The sequence below is a fragment of the Dactylosporangium sp. NPDC051484 genome (assembly GCF_040689395.1).
Classification (GTDB): Bacteria; Actinomycetota; Actinomycetes; order Mycobacteriales; family Micromonosporaceae; genus Dactylosporangium.
On sequence record NZ_JBFAZX010000005.1, the window covers coordinates 273,287 to 292,482 of the forward strand.

At 71.1% G+C, this 19,196-nt stretch carries 13 protein-coding genes; 5 read left to right on the forward strand and 8 right to left on the reverse strand.

Going from position 1 to position 19,196, the window contains the following annotated elements; genetic code table 11:
- Positions 1–52 precede the first annotated feature (52 nt).
- A complete protein-coding gene (gene cimA / locus AB0367_RS12235; protein WP_366226293.1) occupies positions 53–1,654 on the reverse strand; it encodes a citramalate synthase in 1,602 nt (533 codons plus the stop codon).
- A 349-nt stretch (positions 1,655–2,003) separates the two neighbouring features.
- Between cimA and AB0367_RS12240 the strand changes: the two genes are divergently transcribed.
- Complete coding sequence (locus tag AB0367_RS12240) at positions 2,004–2,534, forward strand: carboxymuconolactone decarboxylase family protein (protein WP_366226294.1); 531 nt, start codon at positions 2,004–2,006, stop codon at positions 2,532–2,534.
- Positions 2,535–2,681: 147 nt separating this feature from the next.
- Positions 2,682–2,951, forward strand: a complete 270-nt coding sequence (locus AB0367_RS12245; protein ID WP_366226295.1) for a hypothetical protein — start codon at positions 2,682–2,684, stop codon at positions 2,949–2,951.
- Between the two features lie 76 nt (positions 2,952–3,027).
- Here the strand turns inward: AB0367_RS12245 and AB0367_RS12250 are convergent, their stop codons facing one another.
- From AB0367_RS12250 to serA, 3 genes are all read right to left on the reverse strand, one after another.
- Positions 3,028–4,125: a branched-chain amino acid aminotransferase gene (locus AB0367_RS12250; protein WP_366226297.1), complete on the reverse strand. Its 1,098-nt coding sequence runs from the start codon at positions 4,123–4,125 to the stop codon at positions 3,028–3,030.
- Positions 4,126–4,294: 169 nt separating this feature from the next.
- A complete protein-coding gene (locus AB0367_RS12255) occupies positions 4,295–5,323 on the reverse strand; it encodes a 3-isopropylmalate dehydrogenase (RefSeq protein WP_366226298.1) in 1,029 nt (342 codons plus the stop codon).
- A gap of 140 nt (positions 5,324–5,463) precedes the next feature.
- On the reverse strand, positions 5,464–7,074 hold the full coding sequence (gene serA / locus AB0367_RS12260) for a phosphoglycerate dehydrogenase (RefSeq protein WP_366226299.1): 1,611 nt from the start codon (positions 7,072–7,074) through the stop codon (positions 5,464–5,466).
- A gap of 274 nt (positions 7,075–7,348) precedes the next feature.
- Here serA and AB0367_RS12265 point away from each other — a divergent pair, with 274 nt between their 5' ends.
- Positions 7,349–7,780 carry a TipAS antibiotic-recognition domain-containing protein gene (locus AB0367_RS12265; protein ID WP_366226300.1) on the forward strand — a complete coding sequence of 144 codons (432 nt, stop codon included), beginning with the start codon at positions 7,349–7,351 and terminating at the stop codon, positions 7,778–7,780.
- A 155-nt stretch (positions 7,781–7,935) separates the two neighbouring features.
- Here AB0367_RS12265 and ilvC read toward each other — a convergent pair whose 3' ends face one another.
- The 3 genes from ilvC to AB0367_RS12280 are packed head-to-tail and all read right to left on the reverse strand — an operon-like array spanning position 7,936 to position 11,366.
- Positions 7,936–8,949, reverse strand: coding sequence for a ketol-acid reductoisomerase (gene ilvC, locus AB0367_RS12270; protein WP_350548414.1), 1,014 nt, complete (start codon positions 8,947–8,949; stop codon positions 7,936–7,938).
- A gap of 46 nt (positions 8,950–8,995) precedes the next feature.
- Positions 8,996–9,514, reverse strand: a complete 519-nt coding sequence (ilvN, locus tag AB0367_RS12275; RefSeq protein ID WP_344613581.1) for an acetolactate synthase small subunit — start codon at positions 9,512–9,514, stop codon at positions 8,996–8,998.
- Between the two features lie 16 nt (positions 9,515–9,530).
- Positions 9,531–11,366 (reverse strand): acetolactate synthase large subunit, encoded by a 1,836-nt coding sequence (locus AB0367_RS12280; protein WP_366226301.1) that lies wholly within the window; start codon positions 11,364–11,366, stop codon positions 9,531–9,533.
- A 238-nt stretch (positions 11,367–11,604) separates the two neighbouring features.
- On the opposite strand from AB0367_RS12280, the gene ilvD reads away from it, so the two are divergent.
- The gene (gene ilvD, locus AB0367_RS12285; RefSeq protein WP_366226302.1) at positions 11,605–13,458 is read left to right on the forward strand and encodes a dihydroxy-acid dehydratase; all 1,854 of its coding nucleotides are present in this window, start codon (positions 11,605–11,607) and stop codon (positions 13,456–13,458) included.
- A 152-nt stretch (positions 13,459–13,610) separates the two neighbouring features.
- Complete coding sequence (gene glyA, locus AB0367_RS12290) at positions 13,611–14,873, forward strand: serine hydroxymethyltransferase (RefSeq protein ID WP_366226303.1); 1,263 nt, start codon at positions 13,611–13,613, stop codon at positions 14,871–14,873.
- A 118-nt stretch (positions 14,874–14,991) separates the two neighbouring features.
- On the opposite strand, the gene AB0367_RS12295 is transcribed toward glyA, so the two are convergent.
- Positions 14,992–19,113, reverse strand: a complete 4,122-nt coding sequence (locus AB0367_RS12295) for a hypothetical protein (protein WP_366226304.1) — start codon at positions 19,111–19,113, stop codon at positions 14,992–14,994.
- Positions 19,114–19,196 lie beyond the last annotated feature (83 nt).

Genomic DNA, 19,196 nt, shown 5'->3' on the forward strand with positions numbered 1-19,196 from the left:
AAAGGAATCGGTACGGCGGGGGTCGGCAGTTGTCGGCCCCCGCCGCGTATGTCTAGACGTGCACCTGGCGGGTGAGGCCGTAGTTGAGCGCGTCGACGAGGGCCTGCCAGCTGGCCTCCACGACGTTCTCGTGAACGCCGACGGTCGTCCAGTCCTCCCCGGTCGCGTGGGTCTCCACGAGGACACGGGTGACCGCGCCGGTGCCGTGGCTGCCCTCGAGGATGCGAACCTTGTAGTCGGCCAGCTGGAAGCCGGCCAGCTCCGGGTAGTGCCTCGTGAGGGCCACGCGCAGCGCCTCGTCGAGGGCGTTGACGGGGCCGTTGCCCTCGGCGGTGGCGATGACCCGCTCGCCGCGGACGCGGACCTTGACCGTCGCCTCGGAGACCACGGCGCCGTCCTCGCGGTGCTCGACCAGGACGCGGTACGACTCCAGGGCGAACGGCCGCGGCAGGGCGCCCTCGGCCAGCTCCGCGCGGGCCAGCAGCTCGAACGAGGCGTCGGCGGCCTCGAACGACCAGCCCTGGGCCTCGAGCTCCTTGACCCGGTTGGTGACCCGGGACAGAGCCTCCGGGTTGCCGGCAAGGTCGACGCCGAGCTCGCGCGCCTTGAGCTCGATGCTGGCCCGGCCGGCCATCTCGGTGACCAGGATCCGCATGTCGTTGCCCACGACGACGGGGTCGATGTGGTTGTACAGCACGGGATCCACTTTGATCGCGCTCGCGTGCAGGCCCGCCTTGTGAGCGAACGCTGACGACCCGACGTAGGCCTGGTGGGTGTCGGGTGCGATGTTGGCGATCTCGGCGATGGAGTGCGAGACGCGCACCATCTGCTCGATGCATCCGTCCGGTAGGACCGGCATGCCGAGCTTGAGCTGCAGGTTGCCGACGACGGCGAACAGGTCTGCGTTGCCGGGCCGCTCGCCGTAGCCGTTGGCGGTGCACTGGAAGTGCGGCACGCCGGCCTCGACGGCGGCGACGGTGTTCGCGACCGCGCACGCGGTGTCGTTCTGGCAGTGGATGCCGAGGCGGGCGACGGCCTGCTCAGGGGTGATGCCGAGCGCGGCGGCGAGCCGCTGCCGCACCTCGTCGATCGTGCGGGTGATCAGCGACGGCAACATGCCGCCGTTGGTGTCACACATGACGGCGGTCTCCGCGCCGGCGGCGAGGGCGGCGGCGGCGACACTGGCGGTGTATTCGGGGTCGAAGCGGTAGCCGTCGAAGAAGTGCTCGCAGTCGAGGAAGACCCGGCGGCCTTCGGAGACGAAGTACTCGACGGTGTCGCGGACCATCGCCAGGTTCTCCTGCGCGGTGGTACGCAGGGCGCGCTCGACGTGGCGCAGGTCCGACTTGGCCACGAGCGTCACGGCGGGGGTCTCGGCGTCGAGCAGGGCGCGCACCTGCGGGTCGTCCTGGACCCGCACCCCGGCCTTGCGGGTCGCGCCGAACGCGACGAAGACGGCATGTTTGAGGTTGAGTTCGGTGCGGGCTCTGCGGAAGAACTCGGTGTCCTTCGGCATGGCCCCGGGCCAGCCGCCCTCGATGAACCCGACGCCGAACTCGTCGAGCAGCCGCGCGACGGCGAGCTTGTCGACGACGGAGTAACTGATCGCCTCACGCTGGGCCCCGTCGCGAAGCGTCGTGTCGTACACCTGCATGGTTGCTCCTTTGGCGGGAAGAGGGGGGGCCTGGTGCGCTACTCGGATCGGGACCAACAAAAAGACCCCTCGCGGATGCGAGAGGTCTGCGCGGCCAGCTGGAGGATGCTGGACGCGCTAAGGGCCAATAATGAGCCGAGTCACGTTCGGTAGCTTGCCACGCACCGGCCCCCAGTGGCACGTGATTCCGGATTTTGAGAACTGGGGTGATCTGCTTCACGATTCACCCTGTTCGTCACGTCCCCGTAACGAGGACCCGGCAATGTTGAAGCCGGTCCGATGAGGCCCGCGCGGGCGGGGCTTGATCACCGTTCGTGAGTACTGTTGGCGAGTGAGGAGGTGTGGTTCGATGTCCATTGCGACGTTGCGGGCGGCTCTGCCGCCGTATGCGCGGGACCTCGAGCTGAACCTCGACTCGGTGCTCGCCGCGCACCTGTTGGACGAGCAGCGACTGTGGGGCGCCGTGCTGGCGTGCGCGATGACGACCCGCAGCGCCTTCGTGATCCGCAACATCGCGGCCGAGGCCGGCGAGCACCTGAAGCCGGAGGCCGTCGAGGCGGCCAAGGCGGTCGCGTCGCGGATGGCGATCCACAACGTCTACTTCCGCGCCAAACACCTCATCGGTGACGAGGCGTATCAGCACCTGCCGGCGCGGCTGCGCCGCCAGGTGAGTTCCACGCCCGGCGTCGGCGCCGCCGACGTCGAGGCGTGGTCAGTGGCAGTATCCGCGATCACCGGGTGCGGGGTGTGCCTGGAATCGCACGAAAGATCACTTCGTGGTGCAGGGGTGTCCCGCGAAGTGGTCGACGAGGTGTTGCGCGTCGCCGCGGTGGTTCACGCGTTGGCGGTAACCCTCGATGCAGAGGCGGCTCTCGACTAGGAGCTTTCCTCTTGTACGGGTGTCGGAGTGGCGGCTCCGGCACCCGTACGCATTTCCGGGTGTAGGTTGCGCTCAGCGCGTCTGTGGGGCGGCCCGGCAGCGGCTACCGTTGGCGATCCGCAGCATCGCGCGCACCTTGGGGGCAGGATGATCGACGGACTTCCGCCGGAGCCGATCGAGCCGCCGGTCGATCCGCCGCTGGGCTGCGCCGATCCGATGCTGTGGCGCGTGGCCCGGGCCCTGCACGACGCGCACCGCCCGCGCACGGACAACTTCTGCGAATGCAAGGCGTTCTGGCCGTGCCCGGACGCGCGACTGGCGGAGGAGGCGCTGCAGCTGGCATGCGACCGGTCGGTGCCGCGGGCGGTCAAACCGGGGATGGGCCGCAGTTCCAACCTGGGCCGCTGGTCAGCGTAGGGCGGACGGGCCGAGGCCCTGCGCAGACGCGAGCGACGCCGGGGCGAGCCCGGCGCCGCTCTTTGTAAAGCATTGGTTACAGAACGCGGTGGACCCAGCCATACGGATCGGGTGCGATGCCGCGCTGGATCGACACGAGCTGCTCGCGCAGGCTCATCGTCACCTCGCCCGCCTTGCCGTCGGCGACCGTGAACTCGCCGTCGGCGTCACGCACGGTGCCGATCGGAGTGATCACCGCCGCCGTGCCGCACGCGAAGGCCTCCCGCAGCCGGCCGCTGTTCGCGTCGGCGCGCCACTGGTCATACGAATACTGCTCTTCCCGGACCGTGAGGCCCCGGTCCACGGCCAGCCGCAGCACCGACTCGCGGGTGATGCCGGGCAGGATCGTGCCGGTCAGCGGCGGGGTGGCGATCGAGCCGTCGTCGAAGACGAAGAACACGTTCATGCCACCGAGCTCCTCGACGTAGCGCTGCTGCGCCGCGTCGAGGAAGACCACCTGGTCGCAGCCGTGCTCCATCGCCTCGGCCTGCGCCACCAGGCTGGCGGCGTAGTTGCCGCCGCACTTGGCCGCGCCGGTGCCGCCGGGGGCGGCGCGGCTGTACTCCCGCGAGACCCAGACGCTGACCGGCCGCACGCCGCCCCTGAAGTAGCTGCTGACCGGGGAGGCGATGATCAGGAAGAGATACTCCGAGGAGGGCTTGACGCCGAGGAAGGCCTCGCTGGCGTATTCGAATGGGCGCAGGTAGAGGCTGCCCTCCGGGTCGTCGGGGACCCAGTCGCGGTCGACCCGGATGAGCGCCTCAAGGGCGTCGAGGAAGAGCCTCTCCGGGACCTGCGCCATGGCTATCCGCCGCGCCGAGGCGCGGAACCGGGCGGCGTTGGCGTCGGGGCGGAACAGCGTCACCCCGCCGTCGGCGGCCCGGTATGCCTTGAGCCCCTCGAAGACCTCCTGCGCATAGTGCAGGACCGCGGTCGCCGGGTCCATCGGGATCGGGCCGCGCGCCTCGACGCGGGCGTCATACCAGCCCTTGCCCTCGGCGTAGCGCACGGTGACCATGTGATCGGTGAAGATCCGGCCGAATCCGGGGTTGGCCATCAGCGCGGATCGCTCCGCGGCGGTTACAGGCTGCGGATTCTGACGAATCTCGAAGTCGAGCGTTTCACCGCCGTTCATGCATGCCTCCACAAAAGGTTGCGCCGGCACGCTCACGCCGCGTGCCGTGCCTGCAACTTACCCGAACGGACGTTCAATCGCAGCCAGGGCGCCGGGCATCGGAGATATGGCGCCGGGGCCCAAGCTCACACCAAGCTCAGACCCGGCTCACGCCACACTCACACCAAGCTCACGCCACGGCTGCGGCGAGGCGGTCTCCGATCGCCTCGGTGGACAGCGCGCTGCCCGGCGTCCGCGTGGTCACCTCGGCGCCGACCGCCTCGTTGACCCGCGTCGCGGCCTCGGGGTGACCGAGGTGGTCCAGCAGCAGCGCGGTGGACAGCACGGCGGCCGACGGGTCGGCGACGCCCTTGCCCGCGATGTCCGGGGCCGAGCCGTGCACGGGCTCGAACATCGACGGGAACGCCCGCTCCGGGTTGATCGAACCGCTGGCGGCCAGGCCGATACCGCCGGTGACCGCGGCGGCGATGTCGGTGAGGATGTCACCGAAGAGGTTGTCGGTGACGACGACGTCGTAGCGCTGCGGGTTGGTCACCAGGAACATGGCGGCGGCGTCGACGTGCTGGTATTCGGTCTCAATGTCCGGGAAGTCGGCCTTGACCGCGTTGAAGGTGCGCGCCCACAGCCCGCCGGCGTGGGTGAGGACGTTGGTCTTGTGCACCAGCGTCACCTTGCGGCGCGGGCGCTTCGCGGCCCGGGCGAACGCGTCGCGGATGACCCGCTCGACGCCGTGGCGGGTGTTGAGGCTCTCCTCGGTGGCGACCTCGGCCGCGGTGTCCGGGTGCAGGTTGCCGCCGGCGCCAACGTAGAGGCCCTCGGTGCCCTCGCGGACCACGACCAGGTCGATCTCGCCGGGCTTGACGCCCGCCAGGGGGCTGGTCGTGCCGGGCCACAGGCGGGAGGGGCGGAGGTTGACATACTGGTCGAACTCGAAGCGCAGCTTGAGCAGCAGGCCCCGCTCCAGCACGCCCGGCGGGACGCTGGGGTCGCCGACGGCGCCGAGCAGGATGGCGTCGTGGCCGCGCAGCTCGTCCAGGACGCTGCCGGGCAGCACCTCGCCGGTGCGGTTGTAGCGGGCGGCGCCCAGGTCGTAGTCGGTCGTCTCAACGCCCGGCAGGACGACGCGCAGCACCTTCAGCGCCTGCGCCACGACCTCCGTGCCGATGCCGTCACCAGCCACAACCGCGATCTTCGCCACCACTGACCCCTTTCGTAGACCCCGTCAACGGTACGCCGCCGTCCTATTCCGTGGACCGGCGTCCCGATCATTGGGATCACCAGGGGGAATGAGGGCGGGGAGCGCCGCCACGCTCCCCGCCCTCATCAGAGGAAGGTCCCCTAGTCGGCGGACAGGTCCGCCGTGCTCGCCGCGGTCGCACCGATGGCCTGCTGGGCCGCCCCGAGCAGGTCCGCCTCCACGGCCGTGTCGACGGTCAGCGTCATGAGCGCCTCCCCGCCGGCCTCGCGCCGGGCGACCTGCATCGCCGCGATGTTCACCCCCGCCGAACCCAGTATCGAACCGACTGTCCCCACCACGCCGGGGCGGTCGGCGTAGCGGAAGAACAGCAGCACACCCTCGGCCGCGAGCTCGAGGCTGAAGCCGTTGATGTCGGTGAGCTTCAGCGCCTCGCGTGGGCCGGCGACGTATGTGCCGGACACCGAGGCTACCCGCCCGTCCGGAAGGGCTCCACGCACGGTCACCAGGTTGGGCTGGTCGGAGGAGTCGGTGAAGGCCGCGAGGGCGACCTCGACGCCTCGATCGGCGGCCAGGTGCGGGGCGTTGACGTAGGTGACCTGCTCGGCCACGACGCTGCCGAACAGACCCTTCGTCGCGGCCAGCTTGAGGACCGACACATCGTGCTTGGCCACCTCGCCGTACACCTCGACCGTCACCGCGGACGCGACGCCCCCGGCCACGGCGGTGAAGACGGCGCCCAGCCGCTCGGCCAGCGGCAGCAGCGGCCGGACCTCCTCGGCGACGAAGCCGCCGACCTGGACGTTCACGGCGTCGGGGACGAACTCGCCGTCGAGGGCGAGCTTGACGCTGCGCGCCACCGCGAGCCCGGCCTTGTCCTGCGCCTCCACCGTCGAGGCGCCCAGGTGCGGCGTGGCGACCACGTTGTCGAACGCGAACAGCGGCGAGGCGACGCACGGCTCCTTCGCGAACACGTCGATGCCGGCGCCGGCGACCCGCCCGTCCGCGATCGCGTCGGCGAGGGCCTGCTCGTCGATCAGGCCGCCGCGCGCCGCATTGATGATCCGCACGCCGGGCTTGACGATCGCGAGCTCGCGCACGCCGATGATGCCCACCGTCTCCGGGGTCTTGGGCAGGTGGATCGAGATGAAGTCGCTCTCCCGCAGCAGCTCGTCGAGGCCCAGCAGGCGGACCCCGAGCGCGGCGGCCCGGGCGGGCTGGATATACGGGTCGTAGGCGACGAGGCGCACCCCGAAGGCGGCGATGCGCTGGGCGAACAGCACGCCGATGCGGCCGAGCCCGACCACGCCGACGACCTTGCCGGACAGCTCGACGCCGGTGTACTTCGACCGCTTCCACTCCCCCGCCTTGAGCGCGGCGGACGCGGCGGCGGTGTTGCGGGCGACGGCGAGCAGCAGCGCGACGGCCTGCTCGGCGGCGGAGACGATGTTGGACGTGGGTGCGTTGACCACCATGACGCCACGCGCCGTGGCGGCCGGCACGTCGATGTTGTCGAGGCCGACGCCCGCGCGGGCGACGACTCTCAGCCGGGGCGCCGCGGCGACCGCCTCGGCGTCGATCTGGGTGGCGCTGCGCACGATCACGGCACTGGCGTCGGCGAGTTCGGCGAGCAGCGCGGACCGGTCGGTGCCGTCGATGTGGCGGACCTCGTAGTCGTCGGCGAGCACCTCGAGAGCGGACGGGGCCAGTTCCTCGGCGATGAGCACCACCGGGCGGTCAGGAGGGAGGGTCATAGCGTCCTCGACTTCCGTGCTTCGGTTGGCGTCGACTGCGGGGCGCGCGGCACTGCCCGCCACGCACGGGCGAAACGCTCCAGGGCCGGGCGGTCGGCCTCTTCAGGCGATGGTAGGCCCGCAGCTCCAGTGGCCCGCGACCATGAAGACGTGAGCGCGATCACAGCCACCGTGCGATGCTGCACTCGAACACCCGGCAACCCGCCGCCCCGCCCGAACGCGAACGCCCGGCGCTGTTGACTCTCCAGCGGCTGGAGACCCCAGGCTTTGGGGCATGACGACAAACCTGACGCCCGGGGAGAAGCGGGAGCTCTTCGGGGACTTCGATCCCGACGCGCACGCCGACGAGGCGCGCGAGCGGTGGGGGGACACCGACGCCTACCGGGAATCGGCGCGGCGCACCTCGAGCTACACCAAGGACGACTGGGCTCGGATCAAGGCGGAGGCGGCTGAGAACACCGCGGCGTTCGCGTCGGCCTTCACCGGCGGCGTCGCCGCCTCCGAGCCGCGGGCCATGGACCTCGCCGAGGCGCACCGCCAGCACATCGGGCGGTGGTTCTACGACTGCCCGCTCGAAACGCACCGGGGGCTCGGCGACATGTACGTCGCGGACCCTCGGTTCACCGCCAACTACGACACCGAGCACCCGGGGCTGGCGCGGTACATCCGCGACGCGATCCACGCCAACGCCGCCCGCCAGGGCTGATCCGCCGGTCCTTGGCACCGCGGACCTGGCAGGGCCGGGGCGCCCTTCAGGCAGCCCCGGCCCGGTGTCTCGCGGGAGGAGCGGTCCGCAGGTGACGCGGCCCGAGTCATGAAATGGAAGCGGGGCCCCTCACGGTGAGGGGCCCCGCGGCCGTGTCAGGCAGTCTCGGTGATGGGGCGGTCGACCCAGCTCATCATCGAGCGCAGCTGCTTGCCGGTCTCCTCGATCGGGTGGTTGGCGCCCTGCTCGCGGTACTTGGTGAAGTTCGGGCGGCCCGCGTCGTCCTCGGCGATCAGCTCGCGGGCGAACTCGCCCGACTGGATCTCGCCCAGGATGCGCTTCATCTCCTCCTTGACCCTCGCGTCGATCACGCGCGGGCCGCGGGTGTAGTCGCCGTACTCGGCGGTGTCGGAGACGCTGTAGCGCATGCGGGCGATGCCACCCTCGTACATCAGGTCCACGATGAGCTTGAGCTCGTGGAGGCACTCGAAGTAGGCGATCTCCGGGGCGTAGCCCGCCTCGGTGAGGACCTCGAAGCCGGTCTGGACCAGGGCCGACGCGCCGCCGCAGAGCACGGCCTGCTCGCCGAACAGGTCGGTCTCGGTCTCCTCCTTGAACGTGGTCTTGATCACGCCGGCGCGGGTGCCGCCGATGCCGGCCGCGTAGGCCAGGGCCAGCTGCAGCGCGTTGCCGGTGGCGTCCTGCTCGACGGCGACGAGACAGGGCACGCCCTTGCCGTCGACGAACTGGCGGCGGACCAGGTGGCCCGGGCCCTTCGGGGCGACCATGCACACGTCCACGTCCGCGGGGGGCGTGATCAGCCCGAAGCGGATGTTGAGGCCGTGGCCGAAGAAGAGCGCCTTGCCGGCGGTCAGGTTCGGGGCCACGTGGTCGGCGTAGAGCGAGCGCTGCGCGGTGTCCGGCGCGAGGATCATGATGACGTCCGCCTCGGCGCTGGCCTCGGCCGGGGTGAGGACGCGAAGGCCCTGCTCCTCGGCCTTGGCGCGGCTCTTGGACCCCTCGGGCAGGCCGATGCGCACGTCGACGCCGGAGTCGCGCAGGCTCAGCGCGTGGGCGTGACCCTGGCTGCCGTAGCCCAGCACCGCAACCTTGCGGCCCTGGATCAACGACAGGTCGGCGTCGTCGTCGTAAAACACCTCGGCGGGCATGCTGTGTTTCCTTTCGGGAGTTTCAGGGATGCGGCGCGGAGCGCCCTTATGAAGCGGCGCGCAGCGCCGGACCGGTCGTGATGGAGCGTGAACCGCGGCCGATGGCCACGACGCCGGACTGGACCATTTCCTTGATACCGAACGGCTCCAGGTCACGAAGCAGCGCGTCCAGCTTTTCCGACGTGCCGGTCGCCTCGATGGTGAGGGCGTCGGCGGCGACGTCGACCACGCGGGCCCGGAACAGGTTCACGGTCTCGAGGACCTGCGAGCGCACCGGACGTTCCGCGCGCACCTTCACCAGCAGCAGCTCGCGCTGGACGCTGGCGGTGGTGTCGAGTTCGACGATCTTCAGGACCTGCACAAGCTTGTTGAGCTGCTTGGTGACCTGTTCCAGCGGGGATTCGTCCGCGTTGACCACGATCGTCATCCGGGAGACCTCAGGGTGCTCGGTCTCGCCGACGGCCAGGGAGTCGATGTTAAAGCCGCGCCGAGCGAACAGGCCGGCGACGCGGGCCAGTATGCCGGGCTTGTTCTCCACCAGGACGGAGAGTGTGTGCTTGGCCATGATTCGGTCGACTCCCCTACACGTCGTCCTGGTCGAACGCGGGGCGGACGCCTCGCGCGAACATGATCTCGTCGTTGCTGGTGCCGGCGGCCACCATCGGCCACACCATCGCATCCTTGCCGACCACGAAGTCAACGACGACCGGCTGGTCGGTGACCTTCATCGCGGCCTCGATCGTGGCGTCGACGTCGCGCTTGGTCTCGCAGCGCAACCCGACGCAGCCCAGCGCGTCGGCGAGCTTCACGAAGTCGGGGATGCGGTGCTTGTGGGTGCCGAGCTCGGTGTTGGAGTACCGCTGGTCGTAGAACAGCGTCTGCCACTGCCGGACCATGCCCAGGTTGCCGTTGTTGATGACGGCCACCTTGATCGGGATGCCCTCCAGGGCGCAGGTCGCCAGCTCCTGGTTGGTCATCTGGAAGCAGCCGTCGCCGTCGATCGCCCACACCGTCTTGTCCGGCATGCCGACCTTGGCGCCCATCGCGGCCGGGACCGCGTAACCCATCGTGCCCAGGCCGCCCGAGTTGAGCCAGGTGGCCGGGTGCTCGTACTGGATGAACTGCGCCGCCCACATCTGGTGCTGGCCGACCCCGGCGGTGTAGATGGCGTCCGGGCCGACGATCTTGCCGATTCTTTCGATGACGTACTGCGGCGACAGCGTCCCGTCGGCGGGCTCCTCGTAGCCGAGCGGGTAGCGGCCGCGGATGTCGTCGAGCGTCGCCCACCAGTCCTTGAGCGACGGCCGGCGCCCGGCCGCCTGCTCGGCCGCCACCGCGGCGATGAGCTCCTCGATGACGTGCTTGGCGTCACCGACGATCGGCACGTCCGCGATCCGGTTCTTGCCGATCTCGGCTGGGTCGATGTCGGCGTGGATGACCTGCGCGTTCGGCGCGAACGTGGACAGTTCGCCGGTGACGCGGTCGTCGAAGCGGGCCCCGATCGCGATCAGCAGGTCCGACTTCTGCGGCGCGTAGACGGCGGCGACCGAGCCGTGCATGCCCGGCATGCCCAGGTGCTGCGGGTGCGAGTCGGGGAACGCGCCGCGCGCCATCAGCGTGGTGACGACCGGGGCGCCGGTCAGCTCGGCCAGCTTGAGCAGCACCTCGGATGCGCGTGCCTTGATCACGCCGCCGCCGACGTAAAGGACCGGGCGCTTCGCGGCGGCGATCAGCCGGGCCGCCTCGCGGATCTGCTTGCCGTGCGGGTGCAGCGTCGGGTGGTACCCGGGCAGCTCCATCACCGGCGGCCACTTGAACGTCGTCTGCTTCTGCAGCACGTCCTTGGGGATGTCCACCAGGACGGGGCCGGGGCGGCCGGTGCCGGCCAGGTGGAACGCCTCGGCGAGCACCCGGGGCAGCTCCTCGCCGGACTTGACCAGGTAGTTGTGCTTGGTGATCGGCAGCGTGATGCCGGCGATGTCCGCCTCCTGGAAGGCGTCCGTGCCGATGTACTGCGAGCCGACCTGCCCGGTGATCGCGACCATGGCGACCGAGTCCATGTAGGCGTCGGCGATCGGGGTGACCAGGTTGGTCGCGCCCGGGCCGGAGGTGGCCATGCAGACGCCGACCTTGCCGGTGGCCTGCGCGTAGCCGGTCGCCGCATGGCCGGCGCCCTGCTCGTGGCGGACCAGGATGTGCCGGACGTTCTCGGAGTCGAACAGCGGGTCGTACGCGGGCAGGATCGCGCCGCCAGGGATGCCGAACACGACATCGGCGCCGAGGGCCTCAAGCGAGCGGACGAGTACCTGCGCGCCGGTGAGCAGCTCCGTCTGAGAGGGCTGGGGCTTCTTGCTGTCGGCCGCCGGCGGTGTCGGATGCGCTCGGTGGGCGAGGACTTCTGGCGTGGGTCTCGTCATCGCAGTAAGCACTTTCGCTCGTAAGGTGTCAAGGCAGGCTCAGAGTTCACTGGGGATACAGCTCCGGACATGAAAAAACCCCACGTGCTCGGCACGGGGGGCTAGCGCGCTGACGGTAGGCGTCGGCGCGCTAGGCGATAAGTACTCGGAGCGACCTCGACGACATGTGCCCACTCTGACGCATCTCACCGCCTGAGTCAACCGATCCCAGGATGCGGAACGTGTCAGACTCACAGGTATGCCCGAGCTGCGGTCCAAGACCTCTACTTCTGGTCGCAACATGGCCGGCGCACGCGCCCTCTGGCGCGCCACCGGCATGACCGACTCCGACTTCGGCAAGCCGATTGTCGCCATCGCCAACAGTTTCACGCAGTTCGTGCCTGGCCATGTCCACCTGCGCAACCTCGGGATAATCGTCGCCGACGCGGTCGCCGAGGCCGGAGGGGTCGCCAAGGAGTTCAACACCATCGCCGTCGACGACGGCATCGCCATGGGCCACGGCGGAATGCTCTACTCGCTGCCCAGTCGCGAGCTCATCGCCGACGCCGTCGAGTACATGGTGCAGGCCCACTGCGCCGATGCCCTCGTGTGCATCTCCAACTGCGACAAGATCACGCCCGGCATGCTGCTCGCGGCCCTGCGCCTCAACATCCCGACCGTGTTCGTCTCCGGCGGCCCGATGGAGGCCGGCAAGACGGTCGCCATCGAGGGCGTGGTGCACGAGAAGGACGCCAAGCTCGACCTCATCGACGCGATGATCGCCTCGGCGAACGAGGCCGTCACGGACGAGCAGCTCGGCCAGATCGAGCGCTCCGCCTGCCCGACGTGCGGGTCGTGCTCCGGGATGTTCACCGCCAACTCCATGAACTGCCTCACCGAGGCGATCGGCCTGGCGCTGCCGGGCAACGGCTCCACCCTCGCGACGCACGCCGCCCGCCGCGGCCTGTTCGAGCGCGCCGGGTCGCTGATCGTCGAGCTTTGCCGGCGGTACTACGAGCATGACGACGCCTCGGTCCTGCCGCGCGCGATCGCCTCTCGGCCGGCGTTCGAAAACGCCGTCGCCCTCGACGTCGCGATGGGCGGCTCGACCAACACCGTCCTGCACCTGCTGGCCGCGGCCCGGGAGGCGGAGCTGGACTTCTCCGTCGCGGACATCGACGCGATCTCGCGCCGGGTGCCCTGCCTGGCGAAGGTGGCCCCCAACACGCAGAAGTACCACATGGAGGACGTTCACCGGGCCGGCGGGATTCCGGCGATCATGGGTGAGCTTTCGCGGGGCGGGCTGCTGGACGAGTCCGTCTGGTCGGTGCATTCCCCGACGTTGCGGGAATGGGTCGACAAATGGGACATCCGCAGCGGAAAGGCGTCCGAGGAGGCCCTGGAGCTGTTCCACGCGGCGCCCGGGGGCGTCCGGACCACCGAACCGTTCTCGACGGCGAACCGGTGGCACTCCCTCGACACCGACGATTCGGGCGGATGCATCCGCAGCGTCGAGCACGCGTACAGCGCCGACGGCGGGCTCGCGATCCTCTTCGGCAACCTCGCGCCCGACGGGTGCGTCGTGAAGACCGCCGGTGTGCCCGAGGAGAACCTGCGCTTCTCCGGCCGCGCCCGCGTCTTCGAGTCGCAGGAGGACGCCGTCGAGGGCATCCTCGCCAAGCGGGTCGTCGCGGGCGACGTCGTGGTCATCCGCTACGAGGGCCCCAAGGGCGGGCCGGGCATGCAGGAGATGCTGTACCCGACGTCCTTCCTCAAGGGTCGTGGCCTCGGCCGGGCCTGCGCGCTGATCACGGACGGGCGCTTCTCCGGCGGGACGTCCGGCCTCTCGATCGGCCACATCAGCCCCGAGGCGGCCGGCGGCGGCCTGATCGCCCTCGTGGAGGAGGGCGACACGATCGACATCGACATCCCGGCCCGCTCCATCGAGCTGCGCGTCGGCGACGAGGAGCTCGCCGCCCGGCGCATCGCGCAGGAGAAGCGTGACCGTCCGTACACCCCGCTCGACCGGGAGCGCCCGGTCTCGGCCGCTTTGCGTGCTTATGCCTCGATGGCAACCGCGGCGAGTGACGGCGCTTACCGGCGCGTTCCGTAACCGGCAGGCTCCCCGGCGGCCGGGTCCACTACGATCGGCGAAGTCATCTGCGACTGGCGCACATCAAGGTGGAACCGACCACCGGGGAGCTCCCAAGAATCGCCGGCACCGCGCGCCTGGGTGCCCGATTGGCACCTGCCAGGAGGAAGCTCATGCACGTCCCGGCACTGACCGCCCTCACTGAGGCCGACCCGGAGCTGGCCGGTCTGATCCAGAACGAGGCCGAGCGACAGCACGACACCCTCCGGATGATCGCTTCGGAGAACTACGTCTCCCAGGCCGTCCTGGAGGCCACCGGCACCGTCCTGACCAACAAGTATTCCGAGGGCTACCCAGGCAAGCGGTACTACGAGGGCCAGCGGTTCATCGACCCGATCGAGCAGCTCGCGATCGCCCGGGCCAAGTCGGTCTTCGGCGTCGAGCACGCCAACGTCCAGCCGTACTCCGGCTCACCGGCCAACCTCGCCGTGTACATGGCCCTCGCGAAGCCGGGCGACACGATCATGGGCATGGCGCTGCCCATGGGTGGCCACCTGACCCACGGCTGGTCGGTGTCGGCCACCGGCGCCTGGTTCCGCGCCGTGCAGTACACCGTCCGCAAGTCAGACGGCCGCATCGACTTCGACGAGGTGCGCGACATCGCGCTGCGCGAACGGCCGAAGCTCATCTTCTCCGGTGGTACGGCGATCCCGCGCACGATCGACTTCCCGCGCTTCGCCGAGATCGCCCGCGAGGTCGGCGCCGTGCTCGTCGCCGACATCGCCCACATAGCCGGCCTGATCGCCGGCGGCGCGCACCCGTCCCCGGTCGGCCACGCCGAGGTCATCTCGACCACCACGCACAAGACCCTGCGCGGCCCGCGCGGCGCGATGCTCATGTGCGACGAGCAGCACGCGAAGGCCATCGACAAGGCGGTCTTCCCCGGCCTGCAGGGCGGCCCGCACAACCACACCACCGCGGGCATCGCGGTCGCGCTGGGCGAGGCGGCGACGCCGCAGTTCCGGGCGTACGCGCACCAGATCGTCGCCAACGCCACGGCGCTCGCCGAGGCTCTCGTCGAGCGCGGCTTCGACCTGGTCTCAGGGGGCACCGACAACCACCTGATCCTGCTCGACCTGACCGGCAAGGGCGTCGGCGGCAAGCCGGCGGCGAAGGCGCTGGACCGCGCCGGCATCGAGACGAACTACAACACCGTGCCGTATGACACCCGCAAGCCCTTCGACCCGTCGGGCGTGCGGCTCGGCACCCCCGCGCTGACCACGCGCGGCCTGACCGAGGCCCAGATGCCCCAGGTGGCCGACTGGATCTCCCGCGCCGTGGACGCCGCGGTCAAGGAGGACGAGCCGGTGCTGGACGTCATCGCGGGCGAGGTCCGGGAACTGCTGTCGGCGTACCCGATGGCCGGCTGGCGGTAGACCTGCCACGAAAGGGGCGCCCTGTTCGCGGGGCGCCCCTTTTGCTGTTGCTCGCGGCTTTGCTGCTGATCACGGCTTTGCTGTTACTCGCGGTTCGTGGTTACTCGCGGCTTTGTCGTTACTTGCGGCGGAGGAACCGCCGGGACCGCGCTTTGGGTTCCTCGTCGAGGTTGAGCTCGAGCGGCGCGAGATCATCGAACGCCGCCGCGTCCCATTTACCCTGATCAGGGTTCCGGTCCCCGCCCCGCTCCCCGTGGCGACCGTTTTCCTGGTACCCACCGTCCTGGTACCCATCAGCGACATGTCCCGCACCGACCCCTCGATCGCCGGCGGCCCGATCGGCAGCGGCTCGGTCGGCATCCTGATCGGCAGTGGCAGCCCAGTCAGTAGCGGCGGCTCGATCAGCGGCGGCAGCTCTATCGCCAGCGGCAGCCCAGTCGGCGGCCGCGGCTCGATCGGCAGTGGCAGCCCAGTCCGCAGCAGCAGCCCTGTCGCCAGCGGCAGCCCAGTCAGTAGCTGCGGCTCGATCAGCGGCGGCAGCCCAGTCGGTGGCGGCTCGATCTGCGTCGGCGGCTCGGTCGGCAGCGTCCTCGTTTCTGGCGGCCGTGCGGTCCCATCGGCTGGTCGGCTCCGTCACCCATCCGGCGCCACCGCCTCCGCCGCCGCCCCCACGCTCCGGCTCGGCCGCACCCGCGGGTGCGGCATCCTTGGCGGCACCCTTTTTCCGTCCCCAACGCGAGCGCTTGGGTTTCTCCGCGGTCTCGGCCGACTTAGCCGCGGCGTCCCACCAGGCCTCCTCCTGCCCGCCGTTCGCGCCGCCACCCCGCCCCTGCCACGCCTCCGCACGCGCGTCTTGCCCACGCTGATCCAGCGCACCCGTCCACGCCTCGGCGCGCCCACCCTCGTCACGCCGGTCCGGAGCACTCGGCCACTCCCCGGCGTGCCCGCCCTCTTCCCAAGCCTTCGGAGCGCTCGACCACGTCCCCGCGCCGCCACCCTCGACACGCAGGTCCGGAGCACTCGGCCATTCCCCGGCGCGCCCGACCTCTTCCCAAGCCTTCGGAGCGCTCGACCACGTCCCCACGCCGCCCTCGTCACGCGAGTTCGGAGCACTCGGGAACGCCTCGGTGTGCCCGCCCTCATCCCACGCCTTCGGAGCGCTCGACCACGTCCCCGCGCCGCCACCCTCGACACGCGGGTCCGGAGTGCTCGGGAACGCCTCGGTGTGCCCGGCCTCCTCACGCGGATGCGGCTGGCTCGGCCAGGCCCCGCCGCTCACCGGCTGGTCATCGGCCTCCGGAACGCTGGTCCAGGCCTGGGTGCTCCCGGACTGCTCACGCGCGCCGTCAACCGTTGCCCGCGCCCCGGCACCCGCACCGGTGCCGCGATCGTTCGGTCCTGAAACACCGGACTCCGCATCCGCGCGGGAACCGGAAACCTCGCGCTCGGACGCCTGCTGAGCCGCCCGGTCCCGACGCCGGATCGACCGCGACGCCGGGTCCGAATCCCAGGACCGCCGCAGCTCGAGCGGCTTGGCCACGAGCTCGGGCGCATCCCCATCGAACAGGCTCCCACCCCACGAGGGCGGCTCCCCACTCACGATGGGAGGCCGCGCAACGGACGGCCGATCCGCAGCTCCACGCTCGAAGGACGGCAGCTCCGCCGCACGCCACTCAACCGATGGCCGCTCCGCCGCGGACGCCCCCGCGGGAGAGCTCTCCGCTGCACGCCAATGCACCGGCGGCCACTCCGCCGACGACGCCTCCGCGGGCGGCGTGACTGTGGCACTCCAGTCAACCGACGGCCACTCCACCGACGACGGCACGGACTGGGGCTCCGCAGGCGGCGTCTGCGCTGCACGCCACTCCACCGACGGGCGCTGCACGGGGGACGGCTCCGCGAGGGGCGTCTGCACGGAACGCCATTCCACCGACAGCCCCTCGACCGGCGCCGGCTCTGCGGAGGGCTGCTCCGCCAGAGGTGCCTCGGCCGAGGACCGCTCGAACGGCGGCCGGTCGTCCACCCACCCACTCCCCTCGGGCGCGGACGGCTCGCCCTGCGGCTCCGCGGCACGCTCGGGCGCGCCCCATGCACTCCACGGCTGCGCCGTCGACGGCTCGGCCATGACACTCGCCGCCTCCGAGGGCGGTTCGGACGCGAACGAGTCGCGCCACGAGGGGGTCGCGGGCGGCTCGGGCACGGCAGTCCAGGGCTCCACCGCCGGCCGCGCGGACGCGGGCGCCGCGGTCCACGGCTCCGAGGCTGGACGCTCGGAAGCGGGCGCGGCAGTCCACGGCTCGGAACCCGGACGCTCGGAAGTGGGCGCGGCGGCAGTCCACGGCTCCGTCGCCGGACGCTCGGAAGCGGAACCGGTCTCCTCGGGCTCGGTCCATGCGCGCCGAGCACCGCTCGTGACCTCGTCGGCTGCCGAACTGGGCCACGTCCCCGCCTCGTACGTCACCGGGAAGTCGTCGGCCGAGCTGCTCCACCGGAGCCGATCCTCGGGCGCCGGTACGTCACCGCCGCCCGTGCTCGACCACGACGCCCCCGACGACCACGTGCCGGAACCGCCGTCGTCCTCCGTTCGCAGGCGTCCCGGCCGGGTCGGCTCGGCGGACGAGGGTTCCGGGGTTGCACCGTACGACAAAGAGGTTTCCTCCGCAGCCCACGCCGCCAGCTGGCTGGCGGAGTCGTTGTCCCAGTCGCCGACCAGCTCCCGGGTCGATCGCGCCTCCCAGGACGTGTCCGCATCGCTACCCACGTCCGCGCGGCCGTCATGGCCGGAGTCCGTGTGGCCGTCGCGGCCTGGAGTGCCATGGCCGGAAGTATCGCGGCCCGGAACACGTCCTAACGCATCCTCGCGGTCCCCGGTGCCGAACTCGTCATCGGGGCCGCGCGCCGGGGTGAAATCGTCGGCGCGGCCGCGCGCGGGGGAGGCGTCGTCGTTGCGGCTGCGCGTGGTGGGGGTTAACGCGTCGTCGTGTTCGTTAGGGGTGTCGGACATCGGTTCGGTGTCCGACGGGGTGTCGGCGTCCAGGGCGTCGCCGCGGGCGCCGGTGCCGCGCGCCAGGCGGCGACCCAGACGGGCTCGCATCGCGCCGTTGCCGGGGCGCCAGACGGTGGTGGGGGTGGACGCGGGCGACGCGGCCGAGCCGAGCAGCGTCGGCAGTGCCGGTGCCGCGTCCTCGCCGGCCGCCGCGGCGAATGCGGCGTCGGTGGGCAGGGCGTCGCGGCCCGTGGAGGGCGCGGACGCCTCGCGGGCGAAGGTGCGCGGCAGGGACAGCGGCTCGGGCAGCTTGTTGCCGGCGGCGATGAACAGCAGGCGCTCCATGACGTGCAGGTCCACGTGGTACGCGTCGGCGGACAGCCAGCGCCCCGCGGCCTCGGCCATCTCGTGGGCGTGGACCAGGTGCAGGTGCTCGCCGGGGGCGACGGTGATCACAAGGTCTTCGCTGACGTCGCCGCGCGCGGGGGCCACCACGAGGTAGCCGCGAACGGCGCCGCCGACCTCGGCCAGCTGCTCGCGCCACGTGTGCACCTCGGCGGCCAGACCGTCGACGTCCTCGGAGCCGGGCACGAACAGGCGGCCGCCACGCAGGACCTGGCCCGCGGCGTCCATCGTGAACTCGCCGTGCGGCCAGACCGTGGGCAGGAACAGCGCGACGCGGCGGCCGGCGACGACGAGGTGGGTGCAGCCGCCCTCGCCCAGGGCGAAGAAGCGGGCGCTGGGGATCGCCTCGAGCTGCTTGAGGCGCGGCAGGTGGTCGTCGGGCTTGCCCCACCAGCGGCGGCCGCTCACCGCCTCGTCGATGGACAGGCGGGAGACACGACGCGCGTCGAGCAGGAGGGCGGACAGGAAGGCGCCCACCAGCGGTACCACGAAGGCCAGATTGATCCCGATGAACGCCAGGACGCCGAGGAGGTCGAACCAGCTCTCGGGCAGGCGCCCGCGCGTGGCCGCACCCCAGGCGACCGCGCCCGCGACGCCGGTCAGGATCGCGAAGAGCGGGAAGCCGCGCAGCGTGAGCACCACCACACCGGCGAGCGCCGCGATCGCGGCCGCGCCCCACAGGATGCTGAGTTCCTTGATGCCCCAGCCGGCGACGGCGAGCGCGAGGACCGTCGCAGCGGCCAGTAGCGCGCCGGCCACGATGCCGCTCGGGCGCACCCCTACCCGCCTGCCGCTCTTGACACCGGCGGCCCACGAAGGGGGTGCGTCACGGCGGAAACTCGAGGTCAAGCCCAGCCTCCCGCCACGGCCAGCAGCCCGCAAAGCTGGACATATCGACGCGGACCGCCCGGCACACCACCCCGTCCGAGAGC